Genomic DNA, 15,866 nt, shown 5'->3' with positions numbered 1-15,866 from the left:
GGTATAGAAACCGTCTTTTCGGGTTTGGCGCGGTGATGATGTCAATGGTGAAGCGGTGGCTGCCCTGGGTGCTGAAGGGAGCTCTCTCCCTCGGATTGATCTGGTTCGTCTTCAGCAAGATCGATCTGACCTCGGCCTGGGCCCAGGCTCGGACCCTCGACCCGACGATGCTGATCGTCGCCGTGCTGCTCGGGCTGTTTCAGGTGTGGCTGGGCGCCGTCCGCTGGTGGCTGGTGCTGCGGGCGCTAAAGGCCACCTTCACCACGATGCAGACCTTCATCGTCTTTTATATCGGGGTGTTCTTCGCGATCATTCTGCCCGGTGCCGTCGGCGGCGACGCGGTGCGAATGTGGACGGCAAGACGGTCGGGCCTGTCGCTGACCGCCAGCATCAATTCGGTGATGCTGGAACGCGCCGCCACCGTGCTCGCCCTGGTCCTGCTGGTCGCGATGACCCAGCCGCTATTGCTGGCGCGCGTCCCCACCATCCCCGGAAGCTGGGTCTTTCCGGTGCTGTCGGTGCTGGGCCTGTTCGGCATCCTGGTGCTGTCGGTGCTGGACCGGCTGCCCGCCTCGCTGCACCATTGGCGGGTCGTGCGCGGCCTGATCCATCTGGCGGGCGACACCCGCCAATTGTTCTTCCGCCCGGTCTGGGGCGGGGCCACCTTGATCGTCGCGATGCTGGGCCACGCCAATCTGTCGCTTCAGGTCTATGTGCTGGCGCTGGGACTGGGGCTCGACGTCTCGGCGATTGATTGTCTGGTGCTGGTGCCGCCGGTGATCCTGATCATGACCCTGCCGATCTCGATCGCCGGATGGGGCGTGCGCGAAACCGCGATGGTCGCCGCCTTCGGCTATGTCGGGGTCGAAACCCATTCCGCCCTGGTGCTGTCGGTGCTGTTCGGGCTGGTCAGCACTGCCACCGCGCTGCCCGGTGGGGTGGTGTGGCTGCTGTCCGATATCCGTCGGCAGAAAAATTCCGAACCGGTCGAGGCGAAATAACGGCGGGGGATGCTCTCCCGGAGCGTCCTAGAGCCTTTTCCATTCAAATGGAATCGGCTCTAGGATTTTGCCTAAGGCCGCAGCCCCTCCGGGGCTGGCGTGGCTCAAGCGCCGCTCGGGCTTGTCGCGCATTCCACGCTGACTTCGTTTGAGTGGAATGCGCTCTAGAAATCCAGGTCGGCGTAATGGCGCGGCGGGGGCAAGCCGGGCAGATGGTCGGCCAGCAGCGGGCGGAAGCTGGGGCGCGACTTGACGCGGGCGTACCAGTCCTTGGCGGCGGGATGTTCGTCCCACGGTACGTCGCCGATGAAATCCAGACAGGACAATTGAACGGCGGCGGAGATATCGGCCAGCGAGAAGGCGGCCCCGGCCAGCCAGGAGCGGCGCTCGGTCAACCAGCCGATATAATCGAGATGAGCCCGGATCAGCGAGAAGGCCAGCCGGATGCGGGTTGAGTCCGGCTCGGAATGATGGCTGCCGAGACGACGGAACACCTTCTGGCCGACCAGATTGTCGGTCACCTCGTTATAGAACTTGTGACAGAACCAGCCGACCAGACGACGGGCCTCGGCCCGCAAGGCGGGATCGGCGGGCAGCAGAGGCAGTTCGCGGTGAATCTCGTTCAGATATTCGGCGATGGCGATGGCGTCGGCCAGAACCACGCCATTGTCCTCGACCAGAACCGGAACCTCGCTGGAGGGATTGAGGGCGACGAATTCGGGGCGTGCTTCCCAGAATTTTTCGATCCGCGCCTCGAACTCCAGTTTCTTCTCGCCAAGAACAACGCGAACCAGACGCGAAAACGGGCACAGAGGGTGGTGGTAGAGGGTTCTCATGCCGTCTTCTTAGCGCTTTTTTCTCCGTCCCACCAGAGGAGGCGACGTCTCGCCGCGGCATGACCTCGCCTCTTCCGGCCCGGTTGGAACCGGATCGAAAAAACTCGGCGAGACTGCGTTTTTTCGCTTGCGCCGACTCGAGGACTTCCCTATAAACCGGGCCTCCGGTGATCGCCGCTCACGTTGAACGGCACTACGGGCGCGTAGCTCAGTTGGTAGAGCAGCTGACTCTTAATCAGCGGGTCCACGGTTCGAGTCCGTGCGCGCCCACCAAGTTTTAAAGACGCACCGGCGTCTTAGGCCAAGGCCCGATCGCAAGATCGGGCCTTTCGCTTTTCCGGTCCCCCACAGATCCCCTTCCTCCTTGTTGACATGGCCTACGCCGACAGGACGTCGAGGCGGGCTTCGACCCGGTCGAGACGATGGTTGAGCCAGCGGCGTTCCAGGCCGATCGACGTGACGACCGGACGACCGTGCGGGTCGCGGTGACCAGGAACGCGTCGACATTCCCGACGACTTCCTCGACGGCTTCTGAGCGCCTATTACCGACGTGCCGTAGGTCAACGTGGATTGCCGATAGCGGACGTCGGAAGGGGCGGGGAATCAAGTGAAGTGTCACCGGAACCCCAGGGCATCGATGCCCTTGGCAGTCTCGACTTCCTCAAAGTACCGTTCGATGGTGAAGCCGTGGGTCGGCGAATTGCTGGCGGGCGGCCCCTGGGCTTCGATGCCGAGACCGGAGCGCCCCTGGGTGGCCGCACTGACACGGAGGTAGCAAACGACGGATTTCATGAAAGGCTCCTTGCTCCCTATACGGGCAATTCAGCTATCAATCGGCCTTCCGTGCAAGCCATGCAGGTGATATCAATTATATTGCACATCCATTTATTTGCATGCAGCATCGTGCCGCTATATTGCGTTCCAAGCTGGCGGAGAGGAACATGCCCCGTTTTGCACAGTATTTCCGCATAAATAAAGGGCAAAATGAACTCGACTTTGTTAATGTCGACACCGACAGAGATACACCACTTTATATAGACCCCTATGTTTTTAACGTCAGGAACGACGCATGGTCGGTGTATTGCAGAGAAGCTGTAATATCTTTCTTTGATGCGGTAATTCAGGCCATTCGTAATGGTGACGCACAACGTGGCCGCGCTCTGATGAATCACTTGGGAGAGCCAAATGAGACATGCCTAGGCGTTTCTACCGGCAAACCAGCAGGAAGAGGAATTGGCGGCAGCCAGGCAGATGACTTATTTGATCGGTTGGCGCGAAGCCGGGCAGCCCAAACAGGGCTGCTTTCCGATCTCTCGGAGTGCGAACTCTTTGTTGAACGGATCGGCCCGGACAAAATTTCGGACATGACCACCAACATAATTCGGCGAAACCTTATCGAATACACCCAGGCACAATGCGCACTTCATAGTATTGAGATGAGGCGAGACGTCCCATCTGGGAAACTATGGAATAGTGCAGACTGCAAATGGGAGGAAATATACGTTAGCCTGCCCATAGTAGACAACAAAAAGGTTATTTTGGTTCCGAAATCAACGGCACGATGGAGCATGGCATTCTCGCACCAAGCTTATTATAATGAATTTGTATTAACATACTTACAGAGTGAACACCTTCGCCAGCACTCAGGACTTGTTGAGGTTCTGAAAAATGGCCGTGAGCGCGTGACCAAAAAGAGACTTATTGAAATTCATCCGCTTTCAAAGAATTTTCTCGCCGACTTCTCCTCTGAACATCCAGAGATACTAGAAAGATACAGGACGCTTATGGGCGTGCCTCGCGAAGTAACAGATAAGGAGCTCGATGAAAAATTTGATGAACCCGCATTTTGCAACGCATCTATTCACGTGCTTCAAAAAATACCGCCTGGAAATGATAACGCATCGAAGTACCACAGCCTAATGGTTGGCTTGGTTAGCTTTATATTTTACCCAAATATAATTTACCCAAAGAAGGAGCACGAGATTCATGACGGCAGAAAGAGAATAGATATTGTTTATACAAACGGGTCAACTGGAGGTTTCTTCTTCCGCAGAAGGAGTGAGCATAATATAGCTGCATCACTGATTATGGTGGAGTGCAAGAACTATTCTAATGACATCGCCAACGCAGAGCTCGACCAGATGGCTGGACGGTTTTCACCTGCTCGCGGGCGCCTGGGACTTATTTTGGGGAGAAGCTTCACTGACAGAGATCGCTTTGTTGCACGGTGCAGGGATACCCTCAGAGATGGGCGGGGAGCAATTATCGCCTTAGAGGATAAGGACATTATTGAAATGTTGATGGCAATCGCCGCCAACAATAGGCCACTCATAGATCGGATAATGGAAGACCGATTTCGTGAGATAGCAACTTGATATAACAACCGTAAACGAACGTTTATCGATGTAAATTACAATGACACGCATTAAGCACATTGCGCGGATCACCAGCCATGATTACGGTGACAGTGCACTCAATATGAAGGTCCACTTTCCGTCTTCGACCTCCCCCAAGCCCGCCATTCTCCTTCCGGCCCCATCCCGCCGTATTCTCCCCACCCTCCACCGTCAGCCCCTCTCCTGACCGGTTCGGCCACACGTCATCGTGACAGTGAGGATGCCTCAGCACCGTCACGGCGCTGAGGCATCCTCCGTGACGTCCAGCGGCCGGCTGCGTATGGCGCGACAATCTGGATGGGGATTGTCAGTCGCGGCGAAGAGGTGATTGACGCTCCACGACATCAAGGCGAGTGGCATTTTTTGTCCGCTTTGCCGAGCACACCAAGAGCAATACGCGGCCCGACGGCATGATCGAAAAGCCAGACTCGGAATTTATCGTTCCTGAAGAATTCGACGCCTGGGATGAGGAAAAGCGGATAGCCCATATCAACGAATTGCTGGAGGTGATCGTCACCCCCTATAGCGGCACAACCCTACGAACCTTGAGGTCGGAGGTTATCGAAACCTACCTTTGGGAAAGGACGAGAGAGCCTTGATGCCGCTGGCCTAGGGTACCTTAAACATCAGCACCGCATCCCGCATCGAGCCAGGCCCGTCAATCCGCTCAAAAATTTTCCAGCCCTGTGCGGCATAGACCGCATCTGAGTGCTGGGTCATCAGATGGAGTCGGGTAATGCCCAGCCGCCTTGCTTCCTCCTGTATCCGTTCGAACAGGTAGGTACCGATGCCCTGGCCTCTACCGTTCGGCGCTACATACAGGGAAGCCACCCACGGCGTGATGTCAGGGCGCAATGGGCAATCGCTGGCCCATAGGCTCACCATCCCCAGTAGGTCATCATTTGCTCCGCAGGCCAGGAGCGTGAGCGGCAGCCTGTCTCTCCGGCTGCCGGTGTAGCTGGCCAGGGCATCATCCATCGTCCTGCCGCCGCCCATCCCCCATTCCTGATGTTCCCAGGTGGCACAGGTGTGGACGTGGTGGGGGTGGTTGGCGAGGTAGTGGATCAGGATACCGGCAGGGAGCGAGTTCAATGATTGGTCACCTCAAGCTTACCGTAAGCGTCCCCTGACGGCTGCGGTTTCCCCGGTTGACGACGTTTATTAGGCGGCGATGCGGCCGATTATGGGCTTGTGCCGTTTGACCCGCCAGAGGGAAGCGGCTGAGGCGATGGCGACGTCCATCCCGCCGTCGGGGTTCGTCGGGACATTTCGACAGCGGCCATCTCGGTCACCTGTCGCGACCCCGCCCAGATCGGCAGCCAAGGCACGCATCGGGTTGAGGCGAACCCCCGATCGGGCGGAAAGACGGAGCCCGGACGCGATCACGACCAGATGCAGGCGCATTTCGAACGGCACGGAATGGCCGTCGTCGGTATCGACCGCAAGGGCGAGAACGAGATCCGGGCCATCTTGACGGCCAGAGCAGCCGTCGCCACCTGTTGTATTCGCCACGGCGGTAACGCTGTGCTTTGCGTCACCCCCAACCATTTATAACATCAAGGCTCTTGACCTCAACTAATGTTGAGGTTGTAAGGATGGAGTCGGCCTGCGCGCCCAAGCCCCCCACGGCTGCGCCATGAGTCACTCTCATGGGCTGGGAATGCCCGCAAATCCGATCTGGAGCCGACATGCCCGACACCTTGGAACGGTTGCCTAAGCCTCGGCGGTACCGTGTGCCGTTGGTTTTCGCGACTTTCATCCTTCTCGCGATCTTTACGGGGATTTACCTTTGGCGTGGTGCCCGGCTTTCAACGAATGCGGGCGGCCATGCCCCCCCGCCGGTGGAAGTCTCAGCCCAGACGGTTCAGCCGGAAACGCTGCCTCAATCGCTCGAAGCGACCGGCTCGCTACAGGCGGTACGCGAAGTAACCCTGGCCCCCGAAGTCGCGGGTCGCGTGGTTGCGATCCATTTCGAAGCAGGGTCATCGGTTACGGCCGGGACTCCGCTCGTACAGCTCTATGACGCACCGGACCGGGCGGATCGGGCGCAAGCCGTAGCACGCGCTCAATTCGCGCGGTTGCAGCATGAGCGTTCGGTTGGGCTTGTCCCGATTGGCGCCGAACCGAAGCAGCTTTTACAACAGCGCGAAGCCGAACTGACACAGGCCAACGCCGCCATTCAGGGAATCGATGCACGCATTGCCCAGAAAGCGATCCGGGCACCGTTCGCGGGTCTGATCGGGATCAGACGGGTCAATCTGGGCCAATATGTCAATGCGGGCGATCCTTTGGCGACATTGACAGCGCTCGATCCGCTCTATGTAAACTTTACCGTGCCGCAACAGGATCTGTCGAAGCTGCGCCTTGGCGGCGACGTCACGGTTCGCACCGACGCGTACCCGGATCGGCTCTTTCCAGCCCGGATCAATGCGATTGAACCCAAGGTCGGACAGGACACGCGCAATATCAGCGTTCAGGCGACGCTCGCCAATCCCCATCAAATCCTGCGCCCCGGCCTTTATGTAACCGCAGGGATCATGCAGCCGATGCGCCCGGAGACGATTCTGGTCCCGACGACCGCCGTCCAGACCAGCGCATCGGGTGATAGCGTCTTTGTCGTCCGAAATGGCAAGGCCGAGCTTCTGCCGGTGATTACCGGGCAGCGTCTCGGCGACCGTATCGTCATCGAAACAGGTCTTACCCCTGGCGACAGCGTTATCACCAGCGGCCAGCTCCGCGTCCAGCCGGGCGCGGCGGTCCGCATCGCCCAGCCGACGGTCGTATCAAGTCCGTCGCCCTGAGAGGATCATCATGCGGTTCACCGATCTATTCATCCGCCGACCGATCCTGTCTGTCGTCGTCAGCCTGCTGATTTTGCTGGCGGGCCTGAGTGCGCTTTTCTCATTGCCGGTGCGGCAATATCCGAATCTGCAAAGTGCGACGATCACGGTCAACACCAGCTTTCCTGGTGCAACCCAAGACGTCATGCAGGGCTTTGTCACCACGCCCATCGCTCAGTCGGTCGCGACGGCGAGCGGAATCGAATATCTGACCTCGATATCGACGATGGGCCGAAGCCAGATCAAGGCGAAGCTGGTGATCAACGCCGATGCCGACCGCACGATGACCGAGATTCTGGCCAAGGTACAACAGGTCAAATACCGCCTTCCCCAAGGGGCTTACGATCCGGTCATCGAAAAGGTGACCGACGGCGCTTCGGCGGTTCAGTACATCTCGTTCACCAGCGATACGCTGGCGGTTCCCCAGATCACCGACTTCGCCACCCGTGTTGCGCAGCCATTGTTCACCTCGATCAAGGGGGTGGCTGCGGCCGATATTCTGGGCGGGCAGACCCTTTCGATGCGGGTGTGGATCGATCCCGTGCGACTCGCCGCACGCAGCCTCACCGCTGGCGACATTGCCGCCGCTCTCAAAGCCAATAATGTCCAGGCGGCCCCCGGTCAGTTGAAGGATAGCGCGACCGTTACCAACATCACCGCATCGACCGATATCGCGAACATCGACGATTTCCGCAACATGGTGATCAAGACCGGTTCGGACGGATTGGTCCGGTTGAGCGATGTCGCGACACTGGAATTGGGGGGGCAGAATTACAACAGCGGTGCGCGTGCCTCGGGCCACAAGGGCGTCTTCATCGCCCTTACTCCGACACCGGACGGCAACCCGCTGGATATCGTCGATGCGGCCATGGAGCTGATTCCACAGATTCAGAAGTCGGCACCGCCAGGGCTGATCGTGAAGAGCACGTTCGACGTCGCGCATTTCGTCAATGCCTCGATTGCGGAGGTCAAGCAGACGCTGATCGAAGCGGTTGTGATCGTCGTGATCATCATCTTCCTGTTCCTTGGCTCGCCGCGCGCGGTTGTGATCCCGGTTGTCACCATTCCGCTGTCGCTGATCGGCTCGGCGGCGCTGATGCTGATGTGCGGCTTCTCCTTGAACCTGCTGACGCTCCTGGCAATGGTGCTGGCGATTGGATTGGTGGTCGATGATGCGATCGTCGTGGTCGAGAACATCCACCGCCATATCGAAGATGGGTTATCCCCGATCGAAGCGTCCCTGGTCGGCGCACGCGAAATTATCGGTGCGGTGATCGCGATGACGATCACGCTGGCCGCCGTCTATGCGCCGATCGGAATGATGGGCGGCCTGACGGGCAGTCTGTTCCGCGAGTTCGCGTTCACGCTGGCCGGTTCGGTGGTGGTGTCGGGGATCATCGCACTCACTCTGTCGCCAATGATGAGTTCGCTGCTTCTCAGCCGCAAAGTCACCGAAGGCCGTTTCGCCAAAGCGGTCGAGCATCGTTTCGAAAGACTGTCTTCCGGCTATGGTCATGCGCTCGACTGGACGTTGTCGATACGCCCCGTCGTCCTGCTCGTCGCCACGGCCATGTTGGTGGCAATCGTGGTGTTGTTCATGGGATCGCGGCGCGAACTGGCCCCTCAGGAGGACCAGGGCTATGTCTACACGGCAGTCCGCGCACCTCAATATGCCAGTATCGACTACACTTCCGCCGCGACCCGCGAAGTGGACCGCATCTTCACGGAGATCCCCGAATTTTCCAGCAGTTGGTTTGTTGACGGAACCGACGGCCAGAACAGAGCCTTTGGCGGCATCGTCCTCAAGGAATGGCACGAGCGCACCCGCAGCGCCACCGATATCCAGAAACTGCTTTATGGGAAGGCCAATGGCGTGCACGGCGCCTCGGTGACGCCGTTCCAGCCCACGGCACTGCCCGCATCCAGCGGAGGATTGCCCTTTCAGATGGTGCTGCGTTCCCCCGCCGACTTCAGCGTTATCTATCAGGACATGGCCGTCCTGAAAGCGGCGGCATGGCGAAGCGGCTTGTTTGTCTTTGTCGATAGCGACCTCGCTTTCGATAGCCCGTCCGCCCGGATCACCATCGACACCGCCAAGGCGGGGATGGTGGGCATCACCATGCAGGAAATCGCCGATACCCTCGCCACGCTGGTCGGAGAGAATTACGTCAATCGTTTCAACTATCACGACAGATCCTATGACGTGATCCCGCAGGTTCTCCAGCAGGATCGCCTGACGCCGGAAACACTGGGCCGCTTCTACGTCCGGGCGCAATCGGGCGCGATGATGCCGCTGTCCAGTATCATCAAGATCGATGTCGTGCCGCAGGCGAATCGATTGCCGCAATTCAATCAGATGAATGCAGCGACCCTCTCAGGCGTGCTGAAACCCGGCGTGACGATGGGGCAAGCCGTGGCGTTCATGGAAGCCCAGCCAAGCGGCCCCGGCGTGACCATCGACTGGCTGGCCGACAGTCGGCAGTACGTGCAGGAAGGCAATCGCCTGACCGTCTCGTTCGGCTTCGCGCTGATCGTCATTTTCCTGGTTCTCGCGGCACAGTACGAAAGCTTTCGCGATCCGCTGGTGATCCTGGTGACGGTGCCGCTGGCCGTCTGCGGTGCGTTGCTGCCGCTCTATCTCGGCTTCACAACGCTCAACATCTACACCCAGATCGGACTCGTCACCCTGATCGGGCTGATTTCCAAACACGGCATCCTGATGGTGGCCTTCGCCAACGAAATCCAGCACAGCGAGGGACTCGACCGGCACGCCGCGATTCGGAAATCGGCGAAAGTCCGAATGCGGCCCGTGCTGATGACCACGGCGGCGATGGTCGCCGGTCTGGTGCCGCTGCTGTTTGCGGGAGGCGCCGGTGCCGCCAGCCGCTTTGCCATCGGTATCGTCGTGGTGATGGGAATGCTGATCGGTACGCTGTTCACCCTGTTCGTACTGCCCACCTTCTACACGCTGATCGCCAAGGACCACCGCCCAAGCAAGACGAGCGAGCGAGAGCAAGCATTCGCCAACGTCAGACCCACCAATCCGCCCGAAGCCTCCGTTGATTGATCGTGTCGCTCTGGCGCTCACGATCTTCACGGTTGGAGGACATGCGAATAGCTGGTCTCCCGTGAAAAAGTCCCTCGCTGTCGCTCGGTGTACTTTTTCCCGTTAGATTAAAAGGAGAAAAATGGGCTCGGGGCGGCCCAGCGCCCATTTTTCGTGTTGTCTGTTTCACCAGCCTTGCGCCGCTTAAGTGCGCAAAACTGATGAAATCCCGCCTCCGAAGCCGTGGGCGTCGCCCATCGGCCTCGGAGGGAACCAAATCCATCCCCGCGCGGAAAGCTTGATTGAGCACGGGGATTCTTTTTGAACCGGGGAAAAGTACACTGAGGCCAAAGGCCGAAGGACTTTTTCACGACCGACTAGCTGAGGTTTTAAGAATGGACGACAGCACGATCAAAACAAACCTTACGGTCGGCGAAGTCGCGAAGAGAAGCGGTGTCGCGGTCTCAACGGTCCACTTTTACGAAGCCAAGGGACTGATCCAAGGCTGGCGCACGGAGGGCAATCAACGACGGTATCACCGCTCGGTTCTCCGCCGTATCGCCATCATCCGTGTTGCACAGCTTACCGGCATTACCCTGTCCACGATACGCGAGGCCGTGGCCGATCTGCCCCATTATCACGAAGCGACGGCAGAGGATTGGGCTCGGTTTGCCAATTCATGGAGAGACATGCTCGAAAAACGAATAGTCAGCCTGACCGAATTGCGCGATCAAATCACCAGCTGTATTGGATGCGGCTGCCTCTCGCTTGAAGACTGCCCGTTAAGAAATCCCGGCGATGAACTCGGGCGAAATGGACCGGGGCCAAGGTGCCTGGGGAAAGGGCAGTTCAACGCTGAACTCATAGCCTCGGAACGTCATGATGTCGTTTGAGATAGACGATTCCCAAAGCGCGTTTTGTCTGAATCTATAGAGGGCAGCCGTCCGGGATCGAACCTTCTCCGCTTTTATTTCAATAGCTTACCTCATGGCGAACAGTTCCTGGTGGAACCGTTGCGTCACCGACAGTCCCTGAGCGGCGAAATCGGTCCTCAACGCCTGACCGAAAGCGGCGGGGCCGCAGAACCAGATGCTGGCATCGCGCCATTCCGGCACCATGGCACGGATGCGCTCTCCAGTCAGGCGGCCGTCGCGGGGGACATGCAGGCGCACCTTCGCCTCCTCGGCATCGGCCGTCAGCCTAGCGAGCGCCTCCTCGTCATAATCGGCTGTTGTGTGGAACAGGTCGATGCTCTGCCCCGGCCTTTCCCCCTGGAGCAGGGCAAGGTGCTGCATGCGGGCGACGAAGGGGGTAATGCCGATACCACCGCCGATCCAGATCTGGCGCGGGCAGGAATCATCGAAGGTGAAGCAGCCATAGGGGCCTTCCACGGTGACGCTCTGCCCAACGCGCAGTTTCTCGCGCAGACGGCGGGTATGGTCGCCCAATTCCTTGACGATGAAGGTGATGCGGCGGTTGGAGTCGGTCCAGCCCGACGCGATGGTATAGGGATGGGCGCCCTCCGACACATCGGAGGTGACAAAGGCGAACTGCCCCCCCTTGTGGCCGGGCCAGCCCTCGGGCAGGGCGACCTGCGTTTCCAGCACCCGTAAGGCCGGGTAATAATGGATGGCGGCGATTTCCCCCGCCACCTTGCGATCGGCGGCGACGCGGCGCAGCAGAACGATCACGGCGGCAAACGTGCCCAGGCCGAGCAGCGGTGCCATCACCCAGCCGAGCGGCGACATCCAATAGCTGAACTTGGTCAGCACCACGGTGTGAAACACCAGCACCAGATAAGCCACCGCTATCAGGCGGTGGGTCTTGAAGAACAGCCGGTAGGGAAAGCGTTTAACGAGCGCCAGGACGATCAGCAGCGCGGCGGCATAAAACGCCCACTCGCCCACGCTTTCCGCCAGACCACGCCAATCACGGAAAAGCTGCTCGACCGGATTTTCCAGAACCGGCCTGGGTCCGCGCTGCGGCTTGACCAGCCAGCCCCAGCCCACAGCCCATTTGGTCCCCTGCGCCCACAGCCAATGAATCACAGAAATCACCAGAGCGCCGATGCCAAGCCATTTGTGCAGGCGGTACATCTTGTCCAGCCCGCCGAACCACGTCTCCGGCCAGCGCGGGCGTAGCGCCAGGATCATGGCGACGCTCATGCAGCCAATGGCGAGGACACCGCTGTATTGCATCATCAGGGCGCGGATGGCAAAAAAGGTGTTTGTTTGCAACACGGTCAGTTCTGCTGCCAGCCAAAGGGCAGTCAACAGCGCCAGAATGCCCCACAACGACGCCCGGATCTTCTGCACACTCTTCTCCTCGATTGCCGAAGGTGACGATGGTCGCGGCAGCGTTTTCCTGTTTGTCCCACAGGGATCTTGCCGATGCGAGCGGCGAGAGAGCCGGCCCCGGAAATTCGGACAGGACGATAAGTGGATTTCCTACCGAATGGGGGGGGCGTAATACCGGCGTCAGTCAGTACGCGCTCTCACCCCTCAGTGGCACCATCCTTGTGGTCCTGGCGCAGATCACGCAAGGCATCCATGATTGCCGCCGGGTTGCGTTCGATGACGGTCAAAAGCACTCGTGCCGCGCCCTTGGGCTGGCGGCGCTGCTGTTCCCAGTTTCTGATCGTAGCAACGCTGACTCCGAAGGCGCTGGCGAAGTCCGGCTGCGACAGGCCCAGCCGCTGGCGGGCGGCGCGGACATCGACAGTCGGGATGTCGACGACGGTTTCCTGGCCCCGGCTGCGATCACCCTTGGCATAGGCCAAGGCATCCTCCAGACCGGCCATGATGTCGTTGAAGGCCTGCTCTCCCATGGTCATTCTCTCCCTACGCGGTGGCGATGGCTTTGGCCTTGGCGATGAAGGCAGAGGTTTCGACGACGGTTATACGCTCCCGGCCCATCTCGTGACTATGCGCCAATGGCGCATGAGACGCCATCGCTTTCGGTCGCGGGTTCGAGGCGGTTTATGGATGTGGCCACGTTCCAGGGAGTGGATCGTCCCCCATCAGTCCCCCGGGGATAGCGGGGGGCCACGGGAAAATCACGGGAGATTCGGGGGAATCGGCAGCGGGCGCGACGGTATCATTCCCCTTCCCTGCCCTTGGCTCCCAGGCCGTGTACGGTGCGCGTTCCCGCCTCGTTCCGCGACCTCTTAATCAGCGGGTCCACGGTTCGAGTCCGTGCGCGCCCAACAAGTTTAAGCCCCTGAAAAGCCTCGCTTTTCGCGGGCTTCCCTTATGGGAACAAAGGAAGAGCATCGGCCATCTTCCAACTTCTTCAGAGTTGGAATTCCAACTCAGTCGTTCTTATCGTGTTCCGTAGAACGGTTCGAAGGCACCAACAAGCAACGATTGTGGCGCCTCGACACGGCAATAGTCAAGACAACTGTCGCAGTTCGCGATTGCGCTGTGATGGAATGCGCCGCGTGGCTTGATGTCGAACAGCAGATCCACGTTTACTTGCGCCGACACAAGGGTAGCGTTCATATTAGGTTAAGATAAGAACAACGCATCAGATTGCGTGTGGTTTCGTTCGTGCTCGACGACAATATAAGGGGGCAGCATGGGGGCCGGGCGAGCGTTCCCGCAAGGTTTCTCCCTGAAAGCGATGGAGGGGAGACGAAGCGCAGATTTCGCGGACAAGAAGCCGGAGGATGGGTTCCAGTCCCTGGTCGGCGACTGGTTCCTGAACGTCGATCCGCATGCGAGCGCGCCTCCGACCGTCGGGGCGGACGGCCGTATCGACGTCTTCCTCAAGTCCCTCCCGCCGCAGCGCCCTCCTTTACTATTGAATGCACACGCACCCCTTATCATCGAATGCAAATGGCACGACTCCACCGCTAGCGATTGCTGGGCCAACGTCAAGCAAGGCTGGCACAAGGTTGCGCAGGCCCTTCGCAAGGCGGCCGAGGGCGGTTGGATCGGCCGATATGAACCATGGAGAAGCGCCAGGGGCTACCTCTATTGCCTGTCCGTCACTTGTCCCGACGCCCAGTCGCGCCTGGACCTTGAAAAGAAGATCAAGGGCTTCTTCGATGGGCTCCCCGCCGCCCAGCGGCCGCCGATCGAGCAGGTGCAGGTTGCCGATTGGCAGAACCTGCGCGCGGAATTCGATCGGGATACGCTTCTTGCCGACAAGTGGTTAGGGGTGGGGTTCGACTCCATTCTTGACCATGAGACCTACGTCAGCCGCCTCCACGGGTTTCGCTTGTATCTCAAGGAGGACAACCTCGCTTTCGTTGCCCCGGACCAGACGTCTGACACTCACCCGGACCGTTTGTTTGAGGCTGTCGAGCGACGCGCCAATAACCGCGGAATGCTGGTGGTCGGGCCGGGAGGCATCGGCAAGACGCGGATCGCCCTGGAGATCGCTACGCGTGCCAGCCGTGCCGGTTGGCGTGTGCTGCACGTTGTCGCCGGCCGATCCGAGGTCACTGCCGCCACCCTGGCCGAGAGCGTGCCGTCGGGAAAACAAACGCGCCCAATCCTGCTCGTCCTGGACTATCTGGAGCAGATGGCCGCCCTGAACCTGGACGACCTGCGGTTGTCGGTGATCGACCCGGTTGTCGGGAAGGGCGGACGGGTCTGCTTTCTCGCCCTGTCCCGGCCCGGAATGGCCAGGGTCAACGAACGGAACTGGAAGGTACTTTTCGACCGCGTAGACTTTGTCCCGCAGCCGGAACAACGCGACAGGATCGTGCGGGCCATGGTGCGATCGGTGGCGCCCCGTTCCTGCGACAGGCTCGGCGAAGACACCATGCTGACGTCCGTCGGCAACCGCCCCATCATCGCCCTGTTGATCGCGCGGGAGATCGAACGTCGGCAGTCCTTGGCCGGTGGCGGGGCGGAACTCGGCGCTCTTCTTGCCGGGATGCGGCAGGGGGACCTCTCTGCTTGGTTGGAAAGGCGGTTACAGGAAGACAATCTGATTCCGCCCCCACCCGCCCGGCCCACTGGCCTCCTCCCCACCAGGGAACCGCCCCAACCGTCCGTGATCGCGGCCGCCGCCGTTATGGCCGCGGCCCCCCTCGTCGAATGGAAGATGGAGGATATAGCCAGGGCGGTGCTGGCCGAGGCCGCTCCCAATTTGGTCGAGCGCGCTGAGGAATTGATCGCCCATCTGCGGGACCTGGGGTGGCTGGAAAGCGATGGAGATTTCGTTCACGTCGCGCACGACGTGGTGACCGACGAGATATTGACCCAATGCCTGGTGGATCCCTTAAGCGGGAATCTGCGCCCCCGGAGCCTGGACCTTATTCTTTCGGCAGGGCTGGTATATTTGAGGGTGTTGGGCCGCCATGCTGACGCCCTGTCGCGAACGTTCAGTGCCGGGGAGCCGGAGCTGGTCACGTCCCTCTCTGCCGCCATCGGCCGGTGGTTGGACACCCACTCCCCGTTGATCGCGGAGTCCTTCACGGCCGAGCCACTGGATACCGTCTCCTACGCCCTCGGATCTATGATTTCCGCGCCACTGTTCCAGGACGGGTTGGTCGTATTATGGGATCGGTTGATCACCCCGTGGCTGGAAAGAAACGGTTCTCATAGGGAGGCGCGCCATCTTATCGGCCGAGCCCTAAAGTCAACCCGAACCATCACGGCTTCCCTAAGCGAATCGGCTTTCGTTTGGCTGACCAATCATGGTGCAACGGCGGAAGCCTCGCATGTCATAGCCCCACTGCTGGCCCAGGGGAACATGGGGAAAGAGGCGCCTAGCGCAATCGCCGCCGCCTTCGC

The 15,866-nt window shown here is 59.9% G+C and carries 13 protein-coding genes and 1 tRNA gene; 8 read left to right on the top strand and 6 right to left on the bottom strand.

The window, feature by feature from the left end:
* Positions 1 to 44 precede the first annotated feature (44 nt).
* Positions 45 to 1,001: a lysylphosphatidylglycerol synthase transmembrane domain-containing protein gene (locus tag BLW40_RS14830; RefSeq protein ID WP_074769944.1), complete on the top strand. Its 957-nt coding sequence runs from the start codon at positions 45 to 47 to the stop codon at positions 999 to 1,001.
* A 164-nt stretch (positions 1,002 to 1,165) separates the two neighbouring features.
* Here BLW40_RS14830 and BLW40_RS14825 read toward each other — a convergent pair whose 3' ends face one another.
* Positions 1,166 to 1,837 carry a glutathione S-transferase family protein gene (locus tag BLW40_RS14825; protein ID WP_074769942.1) on the bottom strand — a complete coding sequence of 224 codons (672 nt, stop codon included), beginning with the start codon at positions 1,835 to 1,837 and terminating at the stop codon, positions 1,166 to 1,168.
* Positions 1,838 to 2,034: 197 nt separating this feature from the next.
* Between BLW40_RS14825 and BLW40_RS14820 the strand changes: the two genes are divergently transcribed.
* A tRNA-Lys gene (locus BLW40_RS14820) sits at positions 2,035 to 2,110 on the top strand.
* Positions 2,111 to 2,452: 342 nt separating this feature from the next.
* Here the strand turns inward: BLW40_RS14820 and BLW40_RS17700 are convergent.
* Complete coding sequence (locus tag BLW40_RS17700) at positions 2,453 to 2,629, bottom strand: hypothetical protein (RefSeq protein WP_170834593.1); 177 nt, start codon at positions 2,627 to 2,629, stop codon at positions 2,453 to 2,455.
* A 149-nt stretch (positions 2,630 to 2,778) separates the two neighbouring features.
* Here BLW40_RS17700 and BLW40_RS17485 point away from each other — a divergent pair, with 149 nt between their 5' ends.
* Together BLW40_RS17485 and BLW40_RS14810 are read left to right on the top strand one after the other, a co-directional pair.
* Positions 2,779 to 4,212, top strand: a complete 1,434-nt coding sequence (locus BLW40_RS17485; protein WP_074770040.1) for a hypothetical protein — start codon at positions 2,779 to 2,781, stop codon at positions 4,210 to 4,212.
* Between the two features lie 374 nt (positions 4,213 to 4,586).
* On the top strand, positions 4,587 to 4,832 hold the full coding sequence (locus tag BLW40_RS14810) for a hypothetical protein (RefSeq protein WP_074769940.1): 246 nt from the start codon (positions 4,587 to 4,589) through the stop codon (positions 4,830 to 4,832).
* A gap of 10 nt (positions 4,833 to 4,842) precedes the next feature.
* On the opposite strand, the gene BLW40_RS14805 is transcribed toward BLW40_RS14810, so the two are convergent.
* Entirely contained in the window at positions 4,843 to 5,325 is a 483-nt protein-coding gene (locus BLW40_RS14805) for a GNAT family N-acetyltransferase (protein WP_083386810.1), read from the bottom strand.
* Between the two features lie 69 nt (positions 5,326 to 5,394).
* Positions 5,395 to 5,745, bottom strand: a complete 351-nt coding sequence (locus BLW40_RS14800; protein WP_074769938.1) for a hypothetical protein — start codon at positions 5,743 to 5,745, stop codon at positions 5,395 to 5,397.
* Positions 5,746 to 5,921: 176 nt separating this feature from the next.
* On the opposite strand from BLW40_RS14800, the gene BLW40_RS14795 reads away from it, so the two are divergent.
* The 3 genes from BLW40_RS14795 (at position 5,922) to soxR (ending at position 11,012) form a co-directional block, all read left to right on the top strand.
* On the top strand, positions 5,922 to 7,034 hold the full coding sequence (locus BLW40_RS14795) for an efflux RND transporter periplasmic adaptor subunit (RefSeq protein ID WP_074769936.1): 1,113 nt from the start codon (positions 5,922 to 5,924) through the stop codon (positions 7,032 to 7,034).
* Between the two features lie 10 nt (positions 7,035 to 7,044).
* Complete coding sequence (locus BLW40_RS14790; protein ID WP_074769934.1) at positions 7,045 to 10,140, top strand: efflux RND transporter permease subunit; 3,096 nt, start codon at positions 7,045 to 7,047, stop codon at positions 10,138 to 10,140.
* 374 nt (positions 10,141 to 10,514) lie between these two features.
* Positions 10,515 to 11,012: a redox-sensitive transcriptional activator SoxR gene (gene soxR / locus BLW40_RS14785; RefSeq protein WP_074769932.1), complete on the top strand. Its 498-nt coding sequence runs from the start codon at positions 10,515 to 10,517 to the stop codon at positions 11,010 to 11,012.
* 87 nt (positions 11,013 to 11,099) lie between these two features.
* Here soxR and BLW40_RS14780 read toward each other — a convergent pair whose 3' ends face one another.
* Positions 11,100 to 12,434, bottom strand: coding sequence for a ferredoxin reductase family protein (locus BLW40_RS14780; protein WP_074769931.1), 1,335 nt, complete (start codon positions 12,432 to 12,434; stop codon positions 11,100 to 11,102).
* A gap of 179 nt (positions 12,435 to 12,613) precedes the next feature.
* The gene (gene nadS, locus BLW40_RS14775; protein ID WP_074770036.1) at positions 12,614 to 12,946 is read right to left on the bottom strand and encodes a NadS family protein; all 333 of its coding nucleotides are present in this window, start codon (positions 12,944 to 12,946) and stop codon (positions 12,614 to 12,616) included.
* A 749-nt stretch (positions 12,947 to 13,695) separates the two neighbouring features.
* Between nadS and BLW40_RS17695 the strand changes: the two genes are divergently transcribed.
* A partial coding sequence (locus BLW40_RS17695) for a P-loop NTPase family protein (protein ID WP_170834591.1) occupies positions 13,696 to 15,866 on the top strand: 2,171 nt, incomplete at its 3' end.

Source organism: Magnetospirillum fulvum (genome assembly GCF_900108475.1).
Lineage (GTDB): Bacteria > Pseudomonadota > Alphaproteobacteria > Rhodospirillales > Magnetospirillaceae > Phaeospirillum > Phaeospirillum fulvum_A.
Note: the sequence above shows the minus strand (reverse complement) of the source record. Positions and strands in the feature narration are given on the sequence as shown.